The sequence below is a fragment of the Methanoculleus oceani genome (assembly GCF_023702065.1).
GTDB lineage: Archaea > Halobacteriota > Methanomicrobia > Methanomicrobiales > Methanoculleaceae > Methanoculleus > Methanoculleus oceani.
Window position 1 is genome coordinate 975352 of record NZ_QFDM01000001.1, and the last position, 25276, is coordinate 1000627.

Annotated in this window: 17 protein-coding genes; 8 read left to right on the forward strand and 9 right to left on the reverse strand. The window is 58.0% G+C overall.

Annotation, left to right across the window (positions count from 1 at the left end; translation table 11 throughout):
- The first annotated feature begins 254 nt into the window (after nt 1–254).
- Entirely contained in the window at nt 255–1502 is a 1248-nt protein-coding gene (locus DIC75_RS05015; RefSeq protein WP_250986897.1) for a glycosyltransferase family 4 protein, read from the forward strand.
- 181 nt (nt 1503–1683) lie between these two features.
- On the opposite strand, the gene DIC75_RS05020 is transcribed toward DIC75_RS05015, so the two are convergent.
- Nucleotides 1684–2544 (reverse strand): GNAT family N-acetyltransferase, encoded by an 861-nt coding sequence (locus DIC75_RS05020; protein WP_250986898.1) that lies wholly within the window; start codon nt 2542–2544, stop codon nt 1684–1686.
- Nucleotides 2545–2905: 361 nt separating this feature from the next.
- Here DIC75_RS05020 and DIC75_RS05025 point away from each other — a divergent pair, with 361 nt between their 5' ends.
- From DIC75_RS05025 to DIC75_RS05045, 5 genes are all read left to right on the forward strand, one after another.
- Complete coding sequence (locus DIC75_RS05025) at nt 2906–3928, forward strand: GNAT family N-acetyltransferase (protein WP_250986899.1); 1023 nt, start codon at nt 2906–2908, stop codon at nt 3926–3928.
- The gene (locus DIC75_RS05030; RefSeq protein WP_250986900.1) at nt 3929–4978 is read left to right on the forward strand and encodes a GNAT family N-acetyltransferase; all 1050 of its coding nucleotides are present in this window, start codon (nt 3929–3931) and stop codon (nt 4976–4978) included. It abuts the gene before it with no gap.
- A gap of 111 nt (nt 4979–5089) precedes the next feature.
- Complete coding sequence (locus DIC75_RS05035) at nt 5090–6103, forward strand: GNAT family N-acetyltransferase (protein ID WP_250986901.1); 1014 nt, start codon at nt 5090–5092, stop codon at nt 6101–6103.
- Nucleotides 6104–6421: 318 nt separating this feature from the next.
- Complete coding sequence (locus DIC75_RS05040) at nt 6422–8209, forward strand: C45 family peptidase (protein WP_250986902.1); 1788 nt, start codon at nt 6422–6424, stop codon at nt 8207–8209.
- Between the two features lie 149 nt (nt 8210–8358).
- The gene (locus tag DIC75_RS05045) at nt 8359–9405 is read left to right on the forward strand and encodes a polysaccharide deacetylase family protein (RefSeq protein ID WP_250986903.1); all 1047 of its coding nucleotides are present in this window, start codon (nt 8359–8361) and stop codon (nt 9403–9405) included.
- A gap of 117 nt (nt 9406–9522) precedes the next feature.
- On the opposite strand, the gene DIC75_RS05050 is transcribed toward DIC75_RS05045, so the two are convergent.
- Nucleotides 9523–11013: a lipopolysaccharide biosynthesis protein gene (locus DIC75_RS05050; protein ID WP_250986904.1), complete on the reverse strand. Its 1491-nt coding sequence runs from the start codon at nt 11011–11013 to the stop codon at nt 9523–9525.
- Nucleotides 11014–11629: 616 nt separating this feature from the next.
- Between DIC75_RS05050 and DIC75_RS05055 the strand changes: the two genes are divergently transcribed.
- Nucleotides 11630–11890 carry a DUF8044 family membrane protein gene (locus DIC75_RS05055; RefSeq protein WP_250986905.1) on the forward strand — a complete coding sequence of 87 codons (261 nt, stop codon included), beginning with the start codon at nt 11630–11632 and terminating at the stop codon, nt 11888–11890.
- A gap of 41 nt (nt 11891–11931) precedes the next feature.
- Nucleotides 11932–12732, forward strand: a complete 801-nt coding sequence (locus DIC75_RS05060; protein WP_250986906.1) for a DUF7982 domain-containing protein — start codon at nt 11932–11934, stop codon at nt 12730–12732.
- A 66-nt stretch (nt 12733–12798) separates the two neighbouring features.
- On the opposite strand, the gene DIC75_RS05065 is transcribed toward DIC75_RS05060, so the two are convergent.
- From DIC75_RS05065 to DIC75_RS05095, 7 genes are all read right to left on the reverse strand, one after another.
- Nucleotides 12799–14760, reverse strand: coding sequence for a hypothetical protein (locus DIC75_RS05065; protein WP_250986907.1), 1962 nt, complete (start codon nt 14758–14760; stop codon nt 12799–12801).
- A 160-nt stretch (nt 14761–14920) separates the two neighbouring features.
- A complete protein-coding gene (locus DIC75_RS05070; RefSeq protein WP_250986908.1) occupies nt 14921–16435 on the reverse strand; it encodes a right-handed parallel beta-helix repeat-containing protein in 1515 nt (504 codons plus the stop codon).
- Between the two features lie 609 nt (nt 16436–17044).
- Nucleotides 17045–19273, reverse strand: coding sequence for a CARDB domain-containing protein (locus DIC75_RS05075; RefSeq protein WP_250986909.1), 2229 nt, complete (start codon nt 19271–19273; stop codon nt 17045–17047).
- A 763-nt stretch (nt 19274–20036) separates the two neighbouring features.
- Complete coding sequence (locus DIC75_RS05080) at nt 20037–21065, reverse strand: glycosyltransferase family 2 protein (RefSeq protein ID WP_250986910.1); 1029 nt, start codon at nt 21063–21065, stop codon at nt 20037–20039.
- 296 nt (nt 21066–21361) lie between these two features.
- The gene (locus DIC75_RS05085) at nt 21362–22909 is read right to left on the reverse strand and encodes a beta-ribofuranosylaminobenzene 5'-phosphate synthase (protein WP_250986911.1); all 1548 of its coding nucleotides are present in this window, start codon (nt 22907–22909) and stop codon (nt 21362–21364) included.
- Between the two features lie 72 nt (nt 22910–22981).
- Nucleotides 22982–24136: a cofactor-independent phosphoglycerate mutase gene (locus tag DIC75_RS05090; protein WP_250986912.1), complete on the reverse strand. Its 1155-nt coding sequence runs from the start codon at nt 24134–24136 to the stop codon at nt 22982–22984.
- 79 nt (nt 24137–24215) lie between these two features.
- Nucleotides 24216–25145, reverse strand: coding sequence for an NAD-dependent epimerase/dehydratase family protein (locus DIC75_RS05095; RefSeq protein WP_250986913.1), 930 nt, complete (start codon nt 25143–25145; stop codon nt 24216–24218).
- Nucleotides 25146–25276 lie beyond the last annotated feature (131 nt).

A 25276-nucleotide genomic window follows, 5' to 3' on the forward strand; every position in this document is an offset into this window, starting at 1 on the left:
CTCGAGAGCCGTTCGATGGCACAGGTGATTGAAGGCCGCCTGCGGTTTCCGGGGGTCATCGCAGGGACGGCTGGCGTGCGGCTTCAGAGTGGAGGTGTTTTCCGTTAATTTCCCAGGAATTTCAGTAAATTCCGGGAAATGCCATGATCTCGAATTTTTATCGCGAGGCTGGTTATTTAGGATGGCCCCGTCAGGTGTCTGAAGATCGTTAGTTATAAACCCGAGCGTGGCGCCACTGACCGGCAGGTAGTTCTATGAACGTCGTTATTCTCGATGCGCATCGTGAGGGGGATGCAAGGATTGAGAGGCATACTAAATATCTTGTGGATCAGGGACTGAATATCTACAGGGTACACTATAACTATAAGAGCGATTCCGCAAAACCGGGAGCATTCTCCCGATACGGGGAGAAGGGGTTTAGAATAAATATATCGATCCTTCAGGGGAAGATCAGGACCCTGTATTTCCTCGGATACTGTTTAAGGCGGAAGATGCTGAAAGACTGCCTTGAAGCATTGGAGGTACTCGGCTTCGATCCCGCGCAGCCGTCTGTTATCCATGTTCATGACCCCCAGTTGTTGCCGCTGGCCGGAATGCTGGTTAAAGGCGGCCTGCAGAACTCCAGGGTCGTCTATGACAGGCATGAGGTTTACGAGGTATGGAAACAGTACCTGGGTATTTCTACGCCGGCTTTCTACGAGGGCCTCGGTAAGAACGTTATCTCCGGGGCAGTTGCCGTCTCCGAACACCATATCGATACGGTCCAGAGGTTGTTCCCGGCATCATGCGTTGTGGCGGTTCCGAATTATCCGTTGCCTGAGGATTATGACGATGAGGTGATAAACAGAAAGATTGACCCCGCAAATTCGGAGGCGCCCATAAATGCCGTATATGTAGGAAGCCTCAATAACATGGCCGATAGAGATGTTTCCCTCCTTCTTAACATTGCAGATGCAGCCATTCGGTCGTATGATAACGTGACCTTCTTCGTCGGTGGAACCTCCCTGGATGAAGACTCGAAGGCGAAGATCGACGCTCTCGCCGGAAAGCATGACGGCAGGTTCCGGTTTTTCGGGCGTGTTCCCCGGGAGGAGACCGTCGAACTTACCGAGAAGGCTCACATCGGCTTCCTTCTCATACGACCGGACGTGAGGTACTGGGTAAGAACCTCCCCCAACAAGATCTATGAATACCTGATATGCGGCACCGTCCCCATCGTCAGGGCCGATGTCGACCATGCCGATCTCCTTAGATCGTGTTCGCTGATATTCGATCGTTCCGACGACGATGAGGCTATCGTGAGCGCTGTCCTGGACCTGCTCGGCGATCCCGGGAGACTCAGGAAGCTCATGACGGCCGCCAGGGAGTTAGGCGTCACATTCACCTGGGAGTCCGTAGCATGCCGATATATCGGACTCTATAAGACGTTGCTGCAATCCGGGGCAGCCCCCGACCAATCCGCCCGGGGAATTCCCCTCGACATGTACGGGTGCGAGACTTAATGGGCGCGGCATCCGGGCGCCGGGTGCTTTTTGCCCGATTCGAGTGATCTATCCGGTTCTCCTGACGCGAGTCCGGAATTTGAGGAGATTATGACAGCCGGAGCCGTCGCATCGGCCGCAGCGTTCTGATCCCCGCTCAAAAATTCGTGCAGCGGCCTGCTCCCCGCAGGGGTACCCGCGGTCAGGCTCCCCGGTTCGTGAGGAGCATCTCCCTTATCTTATAGGATACCAGCATCGGTTTTGAGAGCAGGACAAGGTTTGAATGGATCGGCAGATGCTCGGCCCCGAACTTCGCCTTGTACCGGAACCGGGGGTTGCCCGGTTCCAGTTTCTGCCGCCCGGAAGATAACTTTTCATACCCGTTCTTCCACGCCCAGTTAATGCTCTCCCACATGATGTGGTAGGAGGGGGTATACCGGTTCGGAAGGTCCCGGTTGATGGCCAGGTAATTGCCATAGTATATCTTCCTGGCCGGGTCCAGGAGTGCCAGGGATCCGCCGGCAAAGAGATCGTTCCGGGTTAAGGCCGTAACCCTTATTTCGTCCGGGAACTGCTCCAGGAGCTTCTCAAAGAAGGCAAGAGGCAGGATCTTGCCGTTGATATGCGTCATGTTCCCGGAATAGTACCGGTAAAAGTCATCGAGTTCGTCCGGATGGTTTATCTCCGAGACCTCGAATCCGTCGTTCTCAAATGTGCGGAGGGCCTGTTTCGTACGCTTCGAGAGCCCGGCCCATATGGCATCGGGGGGGCTGGATCTCAGGTCCGTCATCATATGGCCTGTATCCTCGCCGGAGACATGGGTGAACCTGATCCCGTCCAGCAGAGCGGGGTTGCACGTATTGAAGTGCAGGAACGAGTACTTCTTCGCAAAGAGCGACAGGATCTCATTGAAATGGTCGGCATTGAACGTATCGTCCAGCACAATTCCGTTCATCTCGGAGTGGGGGATACTGACCAGCCCCAGGAAATTCAGCGCCGACCGTTCGGCCCAGGGACTTATTCCGACGACTTCCTGTTCGTTGAGGATGAGATAATATCGCAAATTCGAATGAAAAATGTCCTCGAGAACCTGTTTCCACCTTAAACTGTGAAATGGTGTTCCTCCTCCTGATTGGTTGTTAAATTCCTCCCATTGGTCTGCAGTGTCCTCGGATAACAACTCAATCGAATATGCCATATGGGGATACCTACCCGGGCAGCGGTATTAATACTTCGTATCATCGGGCGACGGATATGGCATACCGGGCGAATACCCGGAAGCATGCAGGAGGAAGGCCCTGATAACGGGCGTTGATCCCGGCACAGAGAGATCGGGCCTGCATCATCGCGGCCGGAAGAGCATCGGGATGGGCCTTACGGGATGATAGAAAACGTTAATGCCGGTGTCGCTTAAGGTGCCCTTCATGACGTATTCCATCGAACTGCTATCACAGAGCAATGCTCACCGGTGGGAAGAATTTAATTGCCGGTGCAGGGAAGGGACGCCGTTTCACAGCATACGTTGGAAGAACATACTCGAAGATGTGCTGAAATTGCGATTACGCTACTATCTTATCCTGGATGGCGGGAAGGTCGTCGGCATATGCCCCTTTGTCAAACGGTCGATGAAACTCTTTCGAGGCTTAAGCAGTATACCCCGATCCGAGTACAGCAACATCCTGCTGGACGATACGTTCAATGCCGATCATATCAGCGAAATTCTGTCCCTCTTCGCGAATAAATATTCGTTTTTGTCCTTTAATACGTACGATTCGGCCTTACCTGACAGGATCGGGTACGTTAATGTCCCGAACGAGGATGGATGCAATATACTACTGGACCTGGATCAGACTCCGCCCGAGACGATATGGGAGGAGATCCTCTCGAAGGACGAGCGATACAAAGTCAGTAGATTTGAAAAAGGAGGCTTTACGGTCCAGGAGGTAGGAAAAGGGCAGGACATGGAAAAATTTTATCAGTATTACAGGGAAAACCTGAGCCACATAAAAGGGTATATCCTGCCGTTTACCTTCTTCGAGAGGCTTCTGGACTCATTTTCTCCGGACGAAGTGAGGGTTGCAATCGTGACGAACAATGGCGTATTCGCCGGCGGAAACCTGACGTTGCTGGACCCTGCCCGAAAAACCGCTTACTTCCAGTACCTTGCACTCAACCGGGACCTCCCGAACAAGTACTCTCCCAGTTACTACCTTTCGTGGGAGGGGATCAACTGGGCGTGGGAGAACGGCTATGAGAAGATATCGTTCGGACGGGAGAAGCTGGATAATCCTCGTGTCCGAAGCAAAGCAAAGTTCGGGGCCGAACCCGTGCCAATCCATTCGAGGGTAGTCCTGCTTTCGAAGACGGCTTCCCTGCTCTACCAGTTGAGACAGACCGTTTCAGGAAGCCGGGAGGCTGGTGCCCCCTCAACGGGCCGGGTGTCCTGAATGGCGCGAACCGAGGTAAGGGCGCTGGAGTCCGGCGAACTGACGGCTTGGGACGAATTGGTCGCCGGCTCTCCTCAGGGGACGGTCTTCCACACGAGCGACTGGTTGCAGAAGACTGCTTCATCCCTGGACCGGACACTGGTGATACTTGGGTGCTACGAGGATGAGACATTGATCGGGGGTTGCCCCCTTCTCCTGTCGAATCCGTACGGATTGCTCAGAATCGCCTCTTCCGCGGCGCTGCTGGCCCCATACGGGGGGATAGTGACAGCCGGCATAGAAAGCACCAAACGGAGAGAGAAGGAGTTGCATGCCGAAAAGGTCATCGCATCCATCCGCGATCACATTGTCCGGAAAAGATTCGACCACGTGGACCTGGTGAATTCCCCGGGACTGGGGGATATTCGAGGATTCACCAGGAACGGGTGGGGTGCCAGGGTATACTACACGTATATGCTTCCGATCGACGGGGACGTGTTCGAACACATTTCCAAAAATGCACGGCGAAGTATTCGTAAAGCCGAGAAACTGGGTATTACCGCGACAGAGCATTTCGACCCCGAGACATACTGGGAACTCACGAAAAACACCTTTGCAAAGCAGAATTCGCAACCGCCGTTCTCCAAGAAACACCTCGTGAACATGCTGGATACGATCCGGAAGAAGAACCTGGGCGAGATGTGGGTCGCGAGGACTCCTTCGGGAGAGGTCGCTGCGGCTGAAGTCATCATCTGCGACCGGAAGACTGCTCATCGCTGGTCTGCTGCCTCCTCGGAAGAGCACCTGAACACAGGGGCGGCCTCGCTTCTTCTCGGCGAGGTTATCACTCACTTCGCGGATCGGAATTGTTCATCAGTCAATTTGATGGGAGGAAACATGGCCCGCCTGAGTGCATTTGTCTCCACTTTCAACCCGGACCTTGTTCCTTACTACGGCGTTGAACTGTCCGGGCCCAGGTACAACATCATAAACGGACTCAACAATCGCGTGAAGGGCGTGGCCTCCCGCCTCACCTCAAGAGCCGGCACAGGATCCCCGCAACGGAGGTGACCGGGTTTTACCGCGGCGCTTCGTTGCTGGGCTGCATGGGCCGCATCCGTTCGAAGGACAGACCAGAGGTAGTGGAAAGTATTATCAGTGTTGTTCGGCAAGGTGCCCCTCATGGCTTATTCCATTGAGCTGTTGTCCGAAGGGAGCATACACCAATGGGAAGAGTTTAACGATCGATCCCGGGAGGGCACACCGTTTCACAGCATACGCTGGAAGCACATCCTCGAGGATGTGCTGAAACTGCGATTACGCTACTATCTTATCCTGGATGGCGGGAAGGTCGTTGGCATATGCCCGTTCATTGAACAGTCGGTAGGCTTTTTCCGGGGCCTGAACAGCCTGCCTCACTCCGAATTCAACAACATGATCCTGGATGATTCGTTTGATGCCGGCCGCCTTGATGAGATTCTGTCGCTCTTCGCAGAAGATTACTCGTTCCTGCACTTCAACGTCTACCATCCGGACATTATAGCGGCAATAAACCGCGACAATTTCATTGTTGAGCATACGGGCAATATGATGCTGGACCTGAAACAGAAACCTCCGGAGGCCATATGGAGCACATTTTCGAGGAACATGCGGTACAACATCCAGATATTCGAAAAGAGAGGTTTTACGATTCAGGAGGTGCACGAACCATCGGAAATCAAAAGATTCTATCATTACTATGTAGAAAACTTAACACACATCAACGGGGATATCCTGCCGTTCTCCTTCTTTGAGAGACTTATGGAACGTTTCCCGGACGAAGTGAGGATCGCGACCCTGACGAACGGCGACGTATTTGCAGGCGGATGGCTGACACTGGCATCCCCGGATCGAACAACCGCCTATTACCAGTACCTGGCCCTGAACCGGGACCTTCCGAACAGGTATACCCCCACGTATCCTATTTACTGGGACCTGGTCAACTGGGCGTGGGATAACGGCTATGAAAAACTCTCCTTCGGGCGGCAGAAACTGGAACCGGGAAACCCCCGCCTGCAGGGCAAGGCAAAATTCGGGGCCGAGCACGTACCGATTCATGCAAGATTGGTCCCGCTATCGAGGACAGTATCTCTTGCTTACCAGTTGAAACGAAAACTCTCCGGGCTTCAACCTGCTGATGCCCCCACTGCAGGGTAGGTTGACCGGCACAGAGCAGTTGCCGACCGCCGTTTTATCGCCCTTCCTGGCAGTCGGACTGCCTGGTTTGACGGAGATCGCACCGGTGCGGGGCATGCCTGCAGGGCCGTTGTGAGAGGGCGGATTTTTTGCTTGAGGGTTCTACGCGGGCTCCTCATTTTTACGAGTTCTCTCTGGAATTCGGATAAACCTTGATTTTGCAGAAGAAGTAAATCCCCCCGTGTTCCCGGCGTAATGTTAATATACTCTCAAGGATTTGACGATGACAGGTTTCTTCTCACCGCAAGCACACACCGACAAATCACCTGGAGCATATACATGGAACAAGGAAGTCCCGTCCTGATGAAGGCGCTGCTCGCGGCCATCTTCGTCCTTATCGCCCTCATGGCACTGATTGCCTTCTATCCCGGCTTTCAGCAGTTGCCGTTAACGGACAAGGAGGTTACGATATCCGGCACCCTTGTCTCCGAGGACCGGGACCCCGGCACGATATACATCCTCGCGCTCTACCCGGTCGTTCTTCAGAAGATACGCGAGGTGGAAACGGAGGTGCAGCCATACGCATCGCGGCACGTTGTCGCGTATACAACCATCAGCGCCCCGGGCTCCTATAGCATCAGGGTTCCCAAACCCGGCGAATACTTCCTCTATGCCTGGAAAGATACGAACGGTGACGGGGGAATCGATCATGAAGATTACCTGGAACCCGCCGGCTGGTACCGGACCGACGATTACCTGCTGCCGACGAGCGTTGACGTGACCGACGGCAACGACGTTTCCGGGATTGACCTGACACTGCTCGCCCCGACTCCTTACCCGGATGAGGAGTTGAGTGTCAGCCGGGGGAGCGGCGGGGGAACCCTGAAGACGATAAAAGGGTATCCGGTCCTGCAACTCCGGGGGACCGACGAAGAGCGGGCGTATGCCCAGGGATATCTTGTCGGTCCGCAGATCAGGGACTGGGTCGAGTATGTCCTGATCGAGTACTATGCCCGATCTCCGTCGCTCTATGAAAACGACCTCCTTCCCTTCATCCGGGACAACTTCTCAGCAAACGATCCCTATATTCCCGTTGCCGATGCGATGATCCAGGGCATGCGGGACTCCGAAACCAGCATGCGCATCGACGTCCTCAAGCGGGATATCACGCGCGACGATATTCTGGCGATAAATGCTCTTTACTGTATGGTACATCTGAGAGATGCCATACTGAACGAGGAGAAGGGGGAACCGGGCAGCCCGATGTGTTCAAACGCAGTCGTCTGGGGCAACCTGACCCGGAACGACGAACTTTCCGGTGGGTTGATCCACGGCAAGAACATGGACGGAGAGAACGACCTGCGGAAGGTCACGGTGAACACCCTCCTCATCGTCGCAACCGAACCCGAAGAGGGAAGCGGCAAGATGCGGGTCGTGGGTATCGACTGGCCCGGCTTCTACGGGACATACAACGCCATGAACGAGGAAGGCCTGATCCTGGTCACGCATTCCGTCGGATACGGCCCGAACTTCAGTGCAACGGACCTGCTAGAATACTCCACGCTCTATATGGAAACCCTGCAGCACTGCCGGACCATCCCCGAGGCGGAAGCCTACTGGATGTCGCGGGACATGACCCGGACGGGAGGCTGGAATACCGCAGTCTCGGTGCCGTACAAAACGGATCCCAACGAGACCCCGTCGGTGACGTTCGAGTCCGACTCCTATGGCATGGCGGTACGGAGACCCGGCGACGTTCCGCCGACCGGCATCCCCGCAATCCTGACGACCAACAGCTTCTATACCTATAACGCCAGACCGGACGCAGAAGCAACAGCCGACGGAGGGCCGGGATCTATTCTGCCGACCCATTACCGGTACATAGCAATGAACGATACCCTGAACCGGTTCATAAACGAAGGCCGCAGCATCGGCACGCCCGAGATGATAGAGATCCTGCGAGCGGCATCGAACTCCACCAGTTACAGCGGTGCCACCGAGTACAGCTATATCGGGTACCCCGACACCATGTCCTTTGCCGTTGCACGGGAGGATCTGGAACGGAAGATTCTTGATGCGTCGTACGCGGAGTACACGGCATTCTCCTTTGAGGAGGTCTTCCAGTGACAACCATCTCAGGGACAGACGTGTCCGAAAGCAATCGCCGGAGGCCGAACAGGAGCCATGATATGTTAGCGGAACATCAATTGAATGCTGCACTGACCGGAAAGTTATATTCGCCGACTCAGGGTTACAGGGGAGAGGCATCCCCGAGCATGATGGATCTGCTCCGGCAGGATGGGGAGATATGGGACCTGTTCACCAGACAGGAGGAGTACGGGAGCTGCGATCAGGACCGGCACGATCGGTTTCCATACTATCGGAGCCGCCACCGGGACATATGCGTGCCCCGGGCATCGCAGGTGCTGGTGGAGAACGGCTTTCATTGCGAATACCCGGAATCGCAGCCGTTTGCAATCTGTCTTACGCACGACATCGACACTGTGTACCGGCCTCTCCGTTCCAAAGGTTATGAGATCGCAAAAGCGCTGAAAGACGGGAATTTTAAGCGTGCCGGCAACACCGCTCTGCAAATGCGCTCGAAGAAACTCCCCGCGTGGAACTTCAAAGAGATCGCCGACCTCGAGGAGTCCCACGGCGCATGCTCCAGCTTCTACTTCCTTGCCCCGGAGAAGGGGGCACGGGAGTACGCATACGCGCTTGAGGATGTTGAAGGGGAGATGTGCACGCTCCTTGATGGGGGGTGGGAGATCGGCCTGCACGGAGGTTGCGAGGCCTACCTGAACCCGGAGAGGCTGCAGGCGGAGAAACGGCGCCTGGAGAAGATCCTTAACCGGCAGATAGCCGGGTGCAGAAACCATTTTCTCAAGTTCCGGGTGCCGGAGACCTGGGAACTGCTGGAGGATGCAGGGTTCCTGTATGACACCACCCTGGGGTATTCGGACTGTGTCGGGTTTCGGAACGGCATGTGCCACCCTTTTTTGCCTTTCAACCTGAATACCGGCCGGGAGATGGATATCATGGAGATCCCGCTCACGATCATGGACCGGACATTGCTCCATTACATGTCGTTGAACCCGGAGCAGGCCTGGGCCCAGATAGAACGCCTCCTCGCCACTGTCGAGCGGCTTCACGGCGTGATCACCGTACTCTGGCATAACGAATTCATGCTCGGCACGACGCTCCGGTTCTACCGGAAGATCCTGAAGTATGGGCACGATAAGGGCGCCTGGATGACGAGCGGTGAGGAGATCGCGAAGTGGTGGAAGAAAGAGGGGTTGCGGGCTCCTCCGACTGAGTGAGACAGCCGGCCCGTACGGCCGCCGGTCAGACTGGCCCACATGGGGAATCCCCCGGATTCACCTGCCTTTTCATGCCCGATCCTTCGAACGGCTTCCGTACAACCCCTGCCGACCCCGTCATCGGAACAACCCCAGCCGCTCCATCCACTCAACGTGTCCCGGGGGGACGGAACCCCGGATCATCCTCAGGACCTCCTTGCGGATCAGGGCATCCGTGAAGAAGATCAGGAGGTAGTAGGCCGCCGCGGTCACTCCCGCGACCCCGAGCAGGAGCAGGAACGGGACCCCCGCAAACTTCGCAATTATGAGGGGGAGGGATACACCGATGCTGAGCAGCAGGTGCCGGGCCAGGCTGAGGACGCTGTCCCGGTACCCGGCCTCAGACTCCCGTATGAGGTAGGCGCTCTTCGCCCCCCAGATGAAAACGCCGCCGATGGAAAAGAGCGTGAGCGCTATAATGGGATCGCCGAAGGTGCCGCCGATGTAGAAGAGGAGCGTCAATGCGCACAGGGTCAGGATCTCGAAGAAGAAAAAAGCCCTCTGCTTGTCGAGAACGCCGAAGAGGGATGTAATGGGTGAGATGATGAATACGGCGAAGATCCATGGAGCGATAATCATCGCATAGGTGCCTGCTGTGAGCCAGTTTGCACCGAAGACGAAGGTGAAGAGGTCCTGGGCGAGGATCACAAAGACAACGAAAGGGAAAATGCCGATGGAGATCAGCCTCGTGTGGACCTCACGGACCACGTTCTTTACGTCCCCGGTCTGGATTCTTTCCTCGCTCGCTTTCTGGAAGAACACCTGTGTGATCGATTTCCCTACCATCGCCATGGGCAACTTTACTGCCATTATGGCAAGGGCATAGTATCCGACAACAGTCGGGTTGAAGAAGTAGGCAAGCATGAAGGCCGGCAGTTCCCAGGATGCGCTGTTGGCAAGGCTGCCGAGAGACGCATAAAGTGAGAAATGCTTATATCGAGCGGCAAGAGCCATCATTCGCTCTCCTGTAACGGTCTTTAAGAGGGCAGTGTCCTCTTTCAATCCCCGGAGCAGGGAGAGAGTGGCAAGACCCGTCCCTATCACCGAACCGAGTATAAGGCCGAGCGGGGAGGCATGGGCCAGGCCGCCTCCGATCTGGATCACCCGCGTTGAGACCGTGTTCGTTACGATGCCCCTGGCGATGACGCCGTACCTCACCTTCCGGGAGAGCCATTCATTCAGGACCACGATGAGGCTGCTGAAGATGATATAGAGCGGCAGCCATACAAAGTAGTCGGCGATCAGCGGCGTATTGAAGACGCTTCCGAACCAGTCTGCAAACCCGACGAAGACGACGCCCACCCCGGTAGAGATACCCAGCAGACAGACGACACACACCCCAAGGATGTTCACGGAATCTTCGTCTCGCTCCGTCACCATGATCGCGAAGTGATAGGAGAGGTTGGAGACGACCAGTATCACCGCACCTATGGAGAGGAAGAGCTGGTTGACCCCGAAGAATTCCGGTGGATAGAGGCGCGTAACCACGGGAATGAGGATTATGGCAACGATCTGGGCAATCACGGTGCCCGACGCCATCTTAAGGAGATTGCTGATGAAGCTCGGCATGAAGCGATCTCATGCTTTAGACCCGAGATCAGTGATATATGTTTTGCCCGGACGGCTGAAAAGTCGATAAAAGGCATTGCTGAAGGTGTGCTCTATCGATCCGGCCTGCTCAAACACCTGGCCGATCGCAAGACCGGTCCGGCATGAGCCGATGAGCGGCCTGCCCCCCACCTTCCGGCTCCGCGGGATATCCCGTCGGGGAAGGATCCTCGCATCAGGGACCGGGGAAGTTTCGGTTCGTCACGAGTGGGTATGCCGTTTTCGATTTCATGGGGTGACAGGTATGCACGGAGGCTAGCCCCTCTCATCCGCAGGGCCTCTCACAGGAGTGTCCGGCAGGAGCGCCCGGAGAACGGGGCCTGGGTGCCGACGGGAGGGTTTTGCACGGCATTGCGTGCATGGATATGAAACGGGTGCAAAGCGGCTTATGAGTGCCTGCTATCCTTCGCCGAATTCCTGGAGGAGAAGGCGAAAGGCACCATTGGAGTGAAAGGAAGAAGCAGTGCAGCGGAGATCGGAGATATACATCGGGCAACTCCCTAATCCGTCGCCACTCCTTCGATAGATTCGGATCTCCGCAGGTATTATATGCATGGACTCATGATCGGTTACAACGATGCGGAAGAGAAACGTTGCATCGATCACCCTGGCGGCCTGGATGCTTGCCGTGAGCGGTCTTATGAGTATGCTCCACATTCCGGACCTGAAAATGTTTATGGCCACCATACTCGTGGGATTCTTCATCATAGTCTACATCTTCCACCCGGTGTTTTCAAAACCGGGGTATATCCGCAACATACACCGTATGGCAGCAGTCTGCACGGTGCTCTTCGGTCTGGTCATCGTCCTGAGAATACTGGAACTGGTCAGCGGGTGAGGAGTCCCCTGCATCACATAAGTTCTGTTTGAGTGATTGACATGGAGACAGACGAACGTGAACGCTACAGAATCGGCGCATCCCTTCTCATAGGTTTTGCAGTCCTGCTCCTCATTGCAGCCCTGGCGACAGATCAGTGGAGATACATGCAGACCCCCCTCTTCATGCTGAGTACGACCTGCTTCATCGGGGGAGTGTTTCTCTTCGCGTTCGGCGGGGGCGAGTCGGTCGACGCAAGGTTGGCCAGCCGGCTCTCCCTGCAGGGCATCCCTGCTCTCGGCCGGATCATCCGGAACCTGGGTGGCTACGGGACTGCAATCTTCCTTCCGCCGGATAGCCCGGACGGGAGGGTTATGCAGTTCATTCCTACCCAGCCCGCCTGCAGGCCCCTTTTCGGAGACGGAGGTGGGTTTGCTTATCACGACGGGAGCACCGGGACTATAGCCCATCCCCTGGCGGGTCCCGTTCTCGAGGATCTGAAACGCGACAACGAACTCGTCCTGCCTTCTGAGTACGGCCTGCTGATGGGGGCTATCCGTGAGGTGTGCGAGGACCTCCTTTCCGTCGCGGACCGGGTGGATATAAGAAGGGTGGACGACACGGTGATCTTTCACCTGCACAACTACCTGTTCTTCTCGGGCTGTGCTGCACTTCGAAAGGAGTCTCCGGAGGTCTGCATACTCTGCCCCTGCTCGATCTGCAGCCTGATCGCGTGCATGATCGCAGAGGGTCTTAAGTGCGAGGTTAGCCTGAACTGCGTCACCCTGGATGACTCCGGCCGCTCGCCCGGTATGGAAATCCGCTATACCCTTAAGATGGGCACAGATGAACCGCAATCCTGAAGGGGGCCGCACCGTTAATTCCCGGGCCCGTTATGGCAGGACGGTTCGATCCGTCCTCTCCTGGCATCAGTGCAGAAAATGGTAGACTTCGACGGCGGCGTTTGAGTAAACCTTATCCTCCGTAGACAATCTGCCTGTCATGTTCAGGACATTCTCTTCCGTGGGCCGGTAGGGCTTAAGGCTTTTGTCCGGATCAATCTCCGCTTCATCCAGTAGCTCATCCGGCCCGAGGAGGAGCCCTCCATGCATGAACTGGTGATTCAGGAGAACGATATAGCCCGTCTTCTCCGAGATCCTCAGATCTTCCGGCATCATGCGAGCGGAATAGTAAGGCAGGTTCAGACTTTCAGATTCGTTGATCTTCTTTCTCCCGAAGAATCGCAACGTATAGTAGTCCGAGTACAGAGGGGATCCGCTGGGCACCGTCGTTAACACGCGATCGAACCCGGCTACCTCGTCCTGGTCGAAAGAGTACCGTTTGTAGCTTGGCTCATCCCTGACGAGCCCGAGAGAACCGATGCCGTACAGGAGGATCAGGGCAATGAGTACTACCCCGATCCACCTTGATGACTGCCTCACGGCGGACAGGTACCGGGTGAGAAGGTATATCCCGACACCCATAACGACGGCAAGAATCGGCAGAAACAGAATTGCGAACCGATCGATTCGGAGGATTGCCGCGAACTGGAAGATCACGGTAAGGATATTCGGAACGTTCAGGAGAACTGCTAACAGTCCTAAAAGGCCAAATACAGCCGAATATTTCGGCTGCTGCTTCCATATAAGATAAATCGCCCCGATCAATGCGAAGAACACGACGAACAGGCCGTCAATCTGGCTAACCAGGAAATTCCAGCCGTTGTACACCACGTCGGTGAAAACAACCTCCTGGTATAGCGATAACTCGGTACGCGGGAGCAGTTCCCTCACGAAGGAGTAGGCTACGAAAGTCCAGTAACAGGCAAACAGGGATATGGGGACCATCAGGAAGACCGGATCCACGTGCTTCCTTTCCTGGATGGCCCATCCGAGGACGAAGAGGAGCCCGATCAGGATGATGATCATGGGCATGGAGATCTGGTGCGTCAACAGAATGAAGACGGCCATGATCACGGCGGGGATCTTTCTGGCGGCGGGCCTGACGATGGCATGCTCCGCGTCGGCCTTCGGGCCTGTCATGGTGTAGAGCAGGTACAGGAGGATGAGAAACCCGACATATGCCATGATCCTCGTCACCATGTACGTCCCGTAGAATATGACGTCGGCGTTCATTGCGTACGCAAGAACCGCCAGAAGGGCGATCTGTTCGTTACGGAATATGCTGTTGACCAGATAGTACAGGAACAGCACCGTTGAAGCGAAGATCAGGCCCGTGGTGACAAAGAGGGCTGTCTGGATATCCATGCCCAGCATCTGCGAAGATTGAGCCACAAATATGTGGTATAGGGGGAAGTAGGTGTATGTTCCGACATCGGGCGGGATGACGTGCCCTGACAGATACGTGACCGTGGCCATGTAACTGTGCGACAGGATATCCGTTGTCCCGAAGTACAGAGCCGGCCGCAGGGTGTAGCTGTAGATCGTGATTGCGAGCGTGAGCATGGTCTCAAGGAGCACCGTCACCGGGCGTAGCCGCCAGGACAGTATCTGGACGAAGATTGTCGTGTACAGGATGAGTGCCGGAAACAGGCCCAGTTCGAAATCGATGTCCGTTACGAGCAGGACCAGGACGGCAAGCGTGGAGTACAGCAGGAAGAATACCGGAGACAAGAGAAGGCTATACCGAAATACCGCCGCTTTCTCTGACAGGTCGGGATCCCTTTTCTTTATGAGAATGAATACGGCACACGCGATGATCGCAGGAACCGCTATGATTGAACCGTTGACCAGATAGCTCATTCTGTCGATATAGACACAGAAGATGCAGCCGACGATGTAGAAAGAGAGCGTCAGGTACGGGAGGATGTTGGCCAGCCTCTCAAGCGATCGGATCTTCATTTTCAGACCGAACCGCACTTCAACGCTCAAACCTAATAAAGTTAAGTTTGCGAACCGTCGGCGCCCCGGCGAAAGGGTGCTCCAGAATATTCTGCGTGCGGTCTGAGTAAGTTCTGTATTGGCGGAAGGGGAGCAGCGGGTTATGCTGTCTCGCACACAGGGCCTGCCCCGTCCGGTGGCGCCTTTTCCTCTATACGTGGCGTATCGGTCCCTCTTCGTGGAAATTCCGTTCGGGCCCGATCAGGTTGTCGGTCATGGTGATCCCACTTCTGCCGTCCGTCTGCCAGACTGGTGCCTGCTGGGTGTAGTAGAACCAGTTGTGGTCGATGTACGCCCCGTCCCGGGGGACCCCGCGGATGGCTACCGGGTACGCACCCGTGGGCTGGGTGGCCTGGAATGTGTTGTGGTGGATCAGGATCGTGTCGCCTGCAATCGTGCCGGAGCCGTTCGGGTCGGGCTTGCCGTGCATGTCGAAGGCGTGCGGGGACGTTGCGATGGCGTGCGGGCCGCAGATGTTGTACCTTGCCTCATAGCCATCCCCGGCGACCCCGGTCCCGGCGATCGCGTGCCGGCAGTAGTCGAAGTAGTTCGCCTCGACCAGAGCTACGCCGCCGGCGGAGACCACGATACCGTATCCGAGACCGTCCATCTGGCAGTGGTGGATATAGTTGTGGTGAATGTAGCCGCCGGCCTTCATGTCGGAGCCTCCGGTGCCGACCATGGTGATCGCAGCGCCGTTCCAGCCCCAGATCTCGCAGTTGTCCACCTCAAAGTTCCGGTGGGTGCAGTAGATTCCGATCTTCTTTTCATCGATCCAGTCGGTGTCCTTGTCCGGTCCCTCGATACGGAGGCCGGTGATCCTCACGTTCTCCCCCCCGACGATGAGTCCGGCCGGGTAGTTGGAGTCTGTCGATGCCAGGGAGATCCTTCCGCCCGGGGAGACCGGGAGTTCGCCCATGCCGGGGCCATCAGGAGCCGAGATATACGCTCCTCCCAACGCAACGGAGTCTGCGATTGCCTCCATCGGAGATGAGATCGTACCGGATTCAGCTTCTATCCAGGTGTGTCTCTCTCCGCTCTGCTCTTCCATGGCAGCATCCGGAAGATAATCCGTGTCGTCTGTGATGAGGATCCCGTCGAGTTTCGAGTTCTTCTCCCGCCAATGGATGGTCAGGGTGTGCTGACCGCTGGAGAGGCGGTGGACCCCTTCCCTGTTCCAGCGCCAATCAGAACCGGCTTCAAGGTCCCACCGCCGGGTTCCTTCTCCATCTACCGAGATCCAGAAAGAATCGCTCTCCTCATGGGATGCGGACGCAAGGCCCCAGACAACATAATCTCCGGCCTCCTCAACCTCGAACGAGTATATCGCCGATCCGATTGTATTCCTCTCCCCCCTGTTGCCGGCAAGGGTCACTCCTTCCGGTACGGTCACTCCTCCCGAAATATCCGTGAGGTCGATCCGGGCCATCTCATCGACGTAGATTACATCTCCGCTTTCCGCGCTCGAAAGGGCGGCAAGCAACTCGTCGGTGGTTGTAACGACATAGTCCACTCTCGAGTCCGTCGAAGTGAATATCTCGTCGTAGCCCTCCCCTCCGCTGATGGGGTTGCCGGTGGGATTCGATTCCGCACCGAACGTCTCCTCCTGATCGGGGGATGCCGGATCCGGAGAGCCTGCGAAGAAGGGGGGCAGGAAAAATTCCAAAATACTCGTGTTGTTTTGCCCCAGGGATAGCAGCGTCTCGCGTATCGTCCTGTAAATATCGATGGCCGACGGCATCGCACGAAGATCTCCATCTTCGGCGCTCGCAGTCCAGATCCCGCCACCGAGGAGTTGAACTCCGTGGATATGTGGAATTCGGGAACCGCCTTCGCTGCTTTGATCGCTACAGATCGGGGAACTACCGGAATCGGCAGGGTTCCGCGATGGATCCGCCAGCTCAGGCTCGTCCCAGCCTCTGTTCTCGACCCGGGAGGGAAGATTGGTGCCGGTAGTTATCGAGATGACCAGTGCTGCACACAGCAGGATCTGGACAACAGGAACGAAATCGCCGGATCTCACTTGTTGTGTTTGATTCCGTTGGTCCGCAATAAACCTTTTTACCGGCAGCACACTTTCGGGCCGTAATAAAACCCGGTACGCCAGGGACGCTCATTGGACCCGGGGTGCCGCGTTTCAGCACGATTTCCGGCTCGGCCCACGTCTCCGTGCAAAAAAAGTGTTCTGTCGAATCGGGCCTAAGTGCGATTAAATAGATGAAGCACCCATCCAAAAAAGGTGGTTGTGGGGTTGCTCTTGACCTTCCTTACCAGTTCAGACGTACTTGATCGGACCCGACTTTGAGAGAGTTCCGGAAGCCCCGATCAGGTTGTCGGTCATGGTGATCCCACTTCTGCCGTCCGTCTGCCAGACAGGTGCCTGCTGGGTGTAGTAGAACCAGTTGTGGTCGATGTATGCCCCGACGCGGGGAACGCCCCGGATAGCAATCGGGTACGCACCCGAGGGGCTCGTGGCCAGGAACGTGTTGTGGTGGATCCTGACCTCGTCACCTGCAATCGTGGTTGAGCCGGACGCCTTGCCGTGCATATCGAAGGGATGCGGAGACGTTGCGAGGGCGTGCGGGCCGCAGATGTTGTACCTTGCCTCATAGCCATCCCCGGCAACCCCGTCTCCGGCGATCGAGTGCCGGTTGTAGTCGAAGTAGTTCGCTTCGATCAGGGCGACACCTCCGGCGGTTACCACGATACCGTATCCATAACCGTCCATCTGGCAGTGGTGGATATTGTTGTGGTGGATGTAGCCGCCGGCCTTCATGCCCGAACCTCCGGTGCCGGCCATGTTGATCCCGGCATCGCACCAGCCCCAGATCTCACAGTTGTCTATCTCACTGTTCCGCTGGGTGCAGTAGATTCCAATGGGTTTGTAACTCACCGAATTGGTGTTCTTTTCCGGTCCCTCGATACGGAGGCCGGTGATCCTCACATTCTGCCCGTCGACCCTGAACAGGACGGCCGTGGACGGTGGGCTGGACTGCTTGCTCTGGTAGATCCGCCCGCCCAGAGCACCGTTCTCGCCCCGGTTGCTCGCAAGGGTGACCCCTGCCGGAATCCGGGTGTTGTAAGTGCCGCTCATGTCGATGTTGGCGTTGCCTTCGACGTAGACGACATCCCCGGACCGTGCGCTCTGCAGGGCCGAGAGCAGTTCGCTCTTCGTGTCGACGATGAAGTCAGCACTGCTTCGGCTGACGATGTTCGTGTAGCCGTCGCCTCCGCCGATCGGGTTTCCGGTCGGGTTGGCATCCGCTCCGTAGACATTGTTACCGGGAGTCGGTGCCGGGGTCTGGGTCGGCCTTGGAGTCGCCGTCGCAGTGGGTGTCGGCGTCACGGTGGGTGTCGGGGCCGGTGTGGTCGCCTTCACCGTCATGGTCTTCGTGAGAACGTTGTTGTCCTCATTCTCCTCTACCATCCGGTCGACGTCGTCCACCCATGCCTGGATGGTGTAAGTACCCGCAGCCGCATCCCAGGTCGCACCGGCCGAGCCGCCGTTCGCGGTCACCGTGACCGATGCTCCGGGGGCGATGGAAGTCCTGAAGTCGTCAGACCAGACTTTGGAGCCAAGGTTTCCGTCCGAGGTGAAGGCCACCCCGTGAATCGTGCCGGATGGCGTTGCAGCAGTGCCCTGGTTCTTGATCACTGCTTTCATGACGATCGTGTCGCCGGTTGCCGGGCTCGCCGGTTCCCAGGAGATGTCGGTCACCACGAGGTCCGGGTTCCCTGAAGGGGCCGGTGTGGAGGTCGGCGTCGCGGTGGGAGTCGGGGTCGGTGCAACGCTGGGGACCGTGATCTCCTTGCTCATGACGTTGTTCGTCTCGTCGCTCTCGGCGATCCGGTAAACATCGTCTACGTTGGCCTTTACGGTGTGAGTGCCTTCGACGGCCTTCCAGGTTGCACCGGCCGAGCCGCCGTTGGCGGTCACCGTAACCCATGCACCCGGGGCAATCGATGCCGTGTGGGTGTCGGACCAGACACCGGGACCGGCGGCCCCGTCATCGAACGTAAAGAGGACGCCATGCTTCACGCCGGCAGGCGTGGGGCCGTCACCCTGGTTCTTGATCACCGCTTTCATGACGATCGTGTCGCCGGTTGCCGGGCTCGCCGGTTCCCAGGAGATGTCGGTCACCACGAGGTCCGGGTTCCCGGAGGGAACCGGTGTGGAAGTCGGCGTCGGCGTCGGAGTTGCGGCAGGATTGATTACCTCAACTTCGATGGAACTGCTCAGGGCATAGTTCCCGGGTGCAATGACTACGGTACCGTCTTCGACGGCCCTCATTGCGGTCTGGATAACTTCGCTGTCATCTGTTCCCGCTGTTCCGCTGCTGATCACCTGACCAGTGCTGTCTTCCGCAATGATCTCGGTATCGTCAGTGTACACAACGATGTCGTAGGTACCCTCTGATACCTCCTGACTTGGCGCAGCCTGTGCCGATGCAGCCATAGCAAACACCAGGCATAGTGCCAGCGCAAGGAATAGGGGTTTCTTCATGTGTAATCTCCTAGATCCGTTCCGGGAGGACCCCTTTCGGCCTCCCGGCAGGCAGTGAGGGTGGAATCCCTCAGACTTATTTCATCGCTCTGACATATATATCAATACGTTTTGAAAATTTCCAAAGCGCGATTAGAATCTTTTATTGTGATTAGAATTCTCATCAATTCCAATTAACTCACATTAAATAATTATTACGGGATGGGATAGGTTTTTATATTCATTCTTTTTTTGATCGTCCGGGTTCACCCCGCTTTGCAGGGTTGTTGAAGAGGCAGAGCGCGAACCCGCCAGTGAGGAAAACGATGTTCCAGGTGCGACTGCCGGAACGGCAGGAGCTTGATTGAGAAACCCGCAAGCTTCGAGAAAGAAGTTTGAGCGCCGGGAGTGCCAGTCGCGATGGCTCGTTAGAACCGGGACGTGGCACGAACGCGCCGTCGAGCCTGCGGCCCCGCTACACGATGCAGCAATCCATCTTCCTTGGGTGGGGAGGATTGGAAACTGGTGGCCCGGGCTATTGCCTCATGCAACAGGGATGCGGGAGATTGCCGTCCCGGAACTGCCGCCTAAAAATGTCAAAACCGAATTATGCTCCTCTGACAGGGATGACGGCCCATGATGGGTTCTTTCCCTTCGCCTCTCGCGCACGACCCTCCAGCAGCTCCGGAACCACAGTATTCTTGCCGTCAATGATAAACGAGTTATCGCACCAGTTCGCAAAAATGTCCTGGAATACCTGTAACGAAGTAGTGCAGCGCCCCGATCACTTGAGGGCACCTCCGGTTTGAGATTTAAACCTGAGTTGCTTTGCTGCTCTTTTCTTGATTTTCGATACCCCGGTAAGTAAAGCCGAAGTTACCGTGTGAGATTTCAGTACGAGATACATATCTGAAGGAACATATGCCCAGAACAGGGCCGAATATTTAGATCTCCAGAGGTACCGGGTCTTACAACCCTTCAGGTTGTCTCTTGCAAGATCGGGCCTGCCTGCCTCCAGATTACGGCATGCAATCTGGATCTGTCTGGATGCTACATATTCCAGCAGGTCTTCTCTCAACTCCGGCGGCACCTCTCCGGCCTGCAGTGCATTCCGCGCGGAGGTCACGAAGACATGCTCCCGTATCGGCTCTTTCTTATTGCAGGCCCTGTTCGCAGCTTCTTTGTGGTAGATCCCCATCCCGTCCCAGGTGAAAGCAATGGGGTACTTCAAAGCGATTCGTCCCCACAGGTCCACATCTTCCCCGTACCATGCGCCGGTATCGAATCCTCCCATCTCGTCCAGAATACGTCTGGGTACGGCGACTATCGACGACGAGATCGGCGGGGTGCCGCGGATAGCGTCCCTGTAATAGTTGGGGAGCAGGCCTTCCCATGGTTCCGGGGGTATGTCGGCGCTGAATGGTGGAACCCGGACCGTCGAATCATTCTCCTGTAAGAGGTATGCCGTCCCGTACGCCCCGGCGCGAGGGAATGTATCCCGCAGTCTCATCAGGGCTTCAAGGTGCCGGGGCATCCATTCGTCATCCGCATCCAGGAACGCAACCACCTCCGCCCGGGCCGCCTCGATCCCCCTGTTTCTCGCCGCCGACACCCCCCGGTTCTCCTGCCGGATCAGCCGGACCCGGGGATCGCCGAACCCCCCGACCATCTCCGCCCCGCCGTCGGTGGAACCGTCGTCCACCACGATCACCTCAAAGTCCTGAAAGGTCTGGGCGAGGACCGAGTCTAAGGCACGGGCGATGTAGGGACCTTTGTTATAGAGCGGGATAACGACTGAAATATCCGGTGACATCGCCTCATCCCCTGCGCGGTACTTCGGGAGATTCTCCGGATTGACAGGGTTGCTCCGGAGGGTTGCAAAGATCGGCCGGTCTCCGCCTCAGACACATCCCGATATGGCCCTGCCTGCGGATCCGGAACCCGCAGTGCCGGCGTGCACCCATTCCACCAGTAGTATAAAACTATTAAAATGTGTCGGGAACCGGTTGGAGCAGGTCTCACGGTGTCAAAAAAGGGTGTGTTTTTGCCGCCCGGGCCGGAAATGCCGGATACGTTGCCCGCTGTCACGAAATACGGCCCGGCCGGGCATCACCCCGTCCGCACGACCGCCCCGCAGTTCCTTGCCTGTGTCAGGAGCACCGACCCTCCGCGGTCGCCGAGCACCTCCGTCGCCGCGCGGGCCACATCCGCCATGCCGGAATCCCCGACGGCATAGACCGTCGGCCCGAACGAACTTAAGCCCGCACCGGCGGCGCCGGCCTGCATCGTCGCCTCTAGGAGCGAGGGAACGACCGGGTCCTGCATGGCCACCTCGACCTTCTTGAACCCGAGGCACTGCGTCCGGTTGATCGCCGAGCCGAATAGGTCGAGATCGTGCTCGATGAGACCCGGGATCATCCGCATGAGCACCTCGTGGCAGACCTCCCGCACCTCATCGAGCGGCACCGGGCAGTGCGTGCGGAAGATATCTACTTCTCTTACCCCGTGCGCTCCCGCCCCGGTTTCAGGCGTCACAAGGAGGATGCGCCAGTCCTCGGGGAACCGGTGCCGTGCGAGAACCGGCGGGGGCGCAATGCCCCTCGATGCCGCCGACGGACGGAAATCCTGTTTGGCCCCGGGAGTTCCGAACCGGTGCCCGCCGTCCAGGATAAACCCGCCCTGCTCGAACGCCGCCGTGCCGATGCCGGAGGTCCCGCCGCGGCCGACGACCCTCGCAAGGTCGGATACCGGGACATCCCGGTCGTAGAGCCGGCAGAGGGCGGCGGCCGTGGCGAGCGCAACCTGCGTCCCGCTCCCGAGCCCGGCATGCTGCCGGGCGGTGGTATGCAGGGCGATCTCCGCACCGCCCGGGAGGCCGAGCCCCTCCTTCACCGCCCGGGCCGCATCGGCAACCCTGCGGCGGGCTTCCTCGTCGCCGCCGCGCACATCGATCCCCGCGCTTTTCCGTGCATCCAGGACGCACCCGGGCTCGTCGAGGGTAACCCCGACCCCGCCGTCCACCCTGCCCGACGTGCCGTTCATATCGAGCAGGGTGATGTGGATCCGGGACGGGGCATCGACCAGCACCCTGATCTCGTCAGCAAACGCCGTGCAGGGGAAGACCTCTTCGATGGCGATCAGCGGCTCCTCGTGGTGGATGATCCGGTACTTCCGGGAGAGCATCGGTTCGCACCGGTGGACGTTGAACGTCCGGGCGAGATCCGTACCGGCATGGATGACGCGGGCATCGGTGATCTCCCGGCGTGACTCAATCCGGTGGCGGCAGAGGATCCTCCCTATCGGGATATCCGCCCGCATGAGGTCCTGCCTGAACTCCGGCGCAAGCCGCCGGAGCGGGGTGCAGGAGACCGCATAGATGAGCACCTCTCCCGTTACGCTGTCTTTCAACTCCACAACGCGGTAGTTGACCTCGTCACCCGGCTCGATCTCGAGTGCCGCCGCGGTCCCGGGGTCGGCACCGATAACATCCTGAACGCGGGTGGTGATGGTGACGGGATGGCCCGTCGCCATCTCGAGCAGGTTGGTCACCGATCCGTCGGTCCCGATGAGGACCTTCTGCATCGGGGAGAGCCTTCCTATGCCCTGCTCGATCTCGCGTATCTTCTCGACGATCCTGTCTGTCGTCAGGGGTTTCATATCCGAATAGATGTGATGTATGGAGACTACAAAAAGGTGGTGCCGGGAAATTCCGCCCCGTCTCAGGCCGGTTCACCGTGAAAAGAGCAGGGAGAGGAGGTCGGGGGCCTGCATGAGCCCGAAAGATCCCCGTACCGCCTCGCGCTCGGAGAACGCAGAAGCGTCATCCCTCCCTTTCCCGAGCACCGCAAACGGTATCGGGTCCGCGGTATGGGTCTTGCACCGTATCGGCGTCGGGTGGTCGGGGAGGACCGCGACGGTCGTCTCCGGCCGGTCCAGGACGATCCCGATCGCCTCGTCGAGGCGCTCGATCGCCCGCACCTTCTCCTCCACGCTCCCCATGTGCCCGGCCTCGTCGGGGGCCTCGACGTGCATGTAGACAAAGTCGAGGCGGTCGAGGGCGTCGACTGCATGCCGCGCCTTCGCCTCGTAATCAGTATCCAGGAACCCGGTGGCACCCGGGACGCGGATCACCTCCATCCCGGCAAGGCGGGCGATGCCGTTCAAGAGATCGACTGCGGAGATCACACCGCCGGCAAGGCCGTACTTCTCCCTGAAGGGTGTGAGGGACGGTTTCCTCCCGCCGCTCCACGGCCAGACCTCGGTTGCCGGGGTCTTCCCCTCCTCCCGGCGGCGGCGGTTGACCGGGTGGTCGGCAAAGATTTTCCTGGACCGCTCCATGCAGTCGAGGAGGATGCCGGCGTCGTCTCCGCTCGGAAGGAACTCTCCGACGGTTCTGCCGACGATGTCGTGGGGCGGGGTGGTGACGGCGCCGCGCGCGCGGGGAACGACCATCAGGTTCCGGTAGCTGATCCCCGGGTAGACCCGGACGTCACCGAGCGCAGCAGAGAGGTCACGAAGGAGTTCTGCGCCCTCGGCACTGGAGATGTGCCCGGCGTTGAAGTCCTCCATCACCCCGCCGCGGATCGCGACCAGGTTGCACCGGTAGGCCATCTCGCCGTCCCCGAGATCGATCCCCATGCTGGCCGCTTCGAGCGGCCCCCTTCCCGTATAGGAGGTGCGGGGATCGTAGCCCAGGATGGAGAGGTTCGCGACGTCGCTCCCCGGCTCAAACCCGTCCGGCACGGTCCGGAGCATCCCGCACCGCCCCTCGCGGGCGATCCTGTCCATATTCGGTATCTCTGCGTATTCGAGGGGTGTCCTGCCCCCCAGTTCGGCAAGCGGCTCGTCCGCCATGCCGTCTCCGAGGATTATGATGTACTTCATGTGAACACGTTATGCAGTCCTGATAATGCCTGGAATTCCGACCCGGTCGCTATTGTGGGGAGGGGAGAGTGCCCCGCCCCTATCCGAGCATGGCACGAACCGCCGTACGCACGCTCTCTTCAGAGGTTGTCCTGCACCGCCACCCGAGATCCTTGAGTTTCTCGACCGAGAGCTGCATCCTCGGCACGTCGCCGACCCAGCCCCGTGTACCGCCGGTGAACCGGTAACGGACGCCGGAGAGACCCATCTCTTCCGCGACGATATCGGCGATCGCGACGACGTCGATCCAGTCCTCGGAACCGATGTTGAAAGTGTTCACCGGGTCGCGCGAGTGCTCGATCCCGAACTGCACGGCGCGGACGCACTCCCCGACCTCCAGGTAGGACTTTGTCTGCCGGCCGTCGCCGAGGATCTCGAGTTCCCGCGGGTTTTCCCGGAGTTTCCGGATGAAGTCGGGGATGACACCGTGACCGCTCCTCTCGCCGATGATGTTTGCAAACCGGTAGACCCAGGACGTCATCTCAAACGAGTGGCAGTACGACGATATGAGCGCCTCGCAGGCGAGTTTCGTTGCACCGTAGACCGATATCGGCTCGAGCGGGGTATAGGTCTCCGGCGTCGGGATGACGGCGGCGTCGCCGTAGACGGTCGAGGTCGAGGTGAAGACCAGTTCCGGCACGCCGTGCGCCCGCATCGCCTCGAGCACCCGGTGCGTGGCGACGATGTTGTTCCTGATCTGGGAGTCCGGGGTCACGGCGCTCTGCCGGACGTCGGGGTCTGCAGCGATATGGTAGACCCGGTCTGCACCCTTGATGCGCTCCTGCCAGCCGTCATCGAGCAGGTTCTGCCTGACGAAGGCGACCCGCCCGCTCGCCGCGTGGTGTGCGAGGTTCCTCTCGGTGCCCGCACTGCAGTCATCGATGACCAGCACGTCGTCTCCCGCCGCGACCAGGGCGTCGACGACGTGCGAACCGATGAAACCGGCACCGCCCGTTACGATACAGAACATCATAGAGTAATGACCCTCTCACGCTATAGGATTTACTTATGGGTGGAGCGGGGAAAAGCCCCCCTTATCGGGCACGACCCGTCATGAGTCTTCGCCGGAGTTGCTCCCCGGTTGTCCCCGGGAGAGCGGCG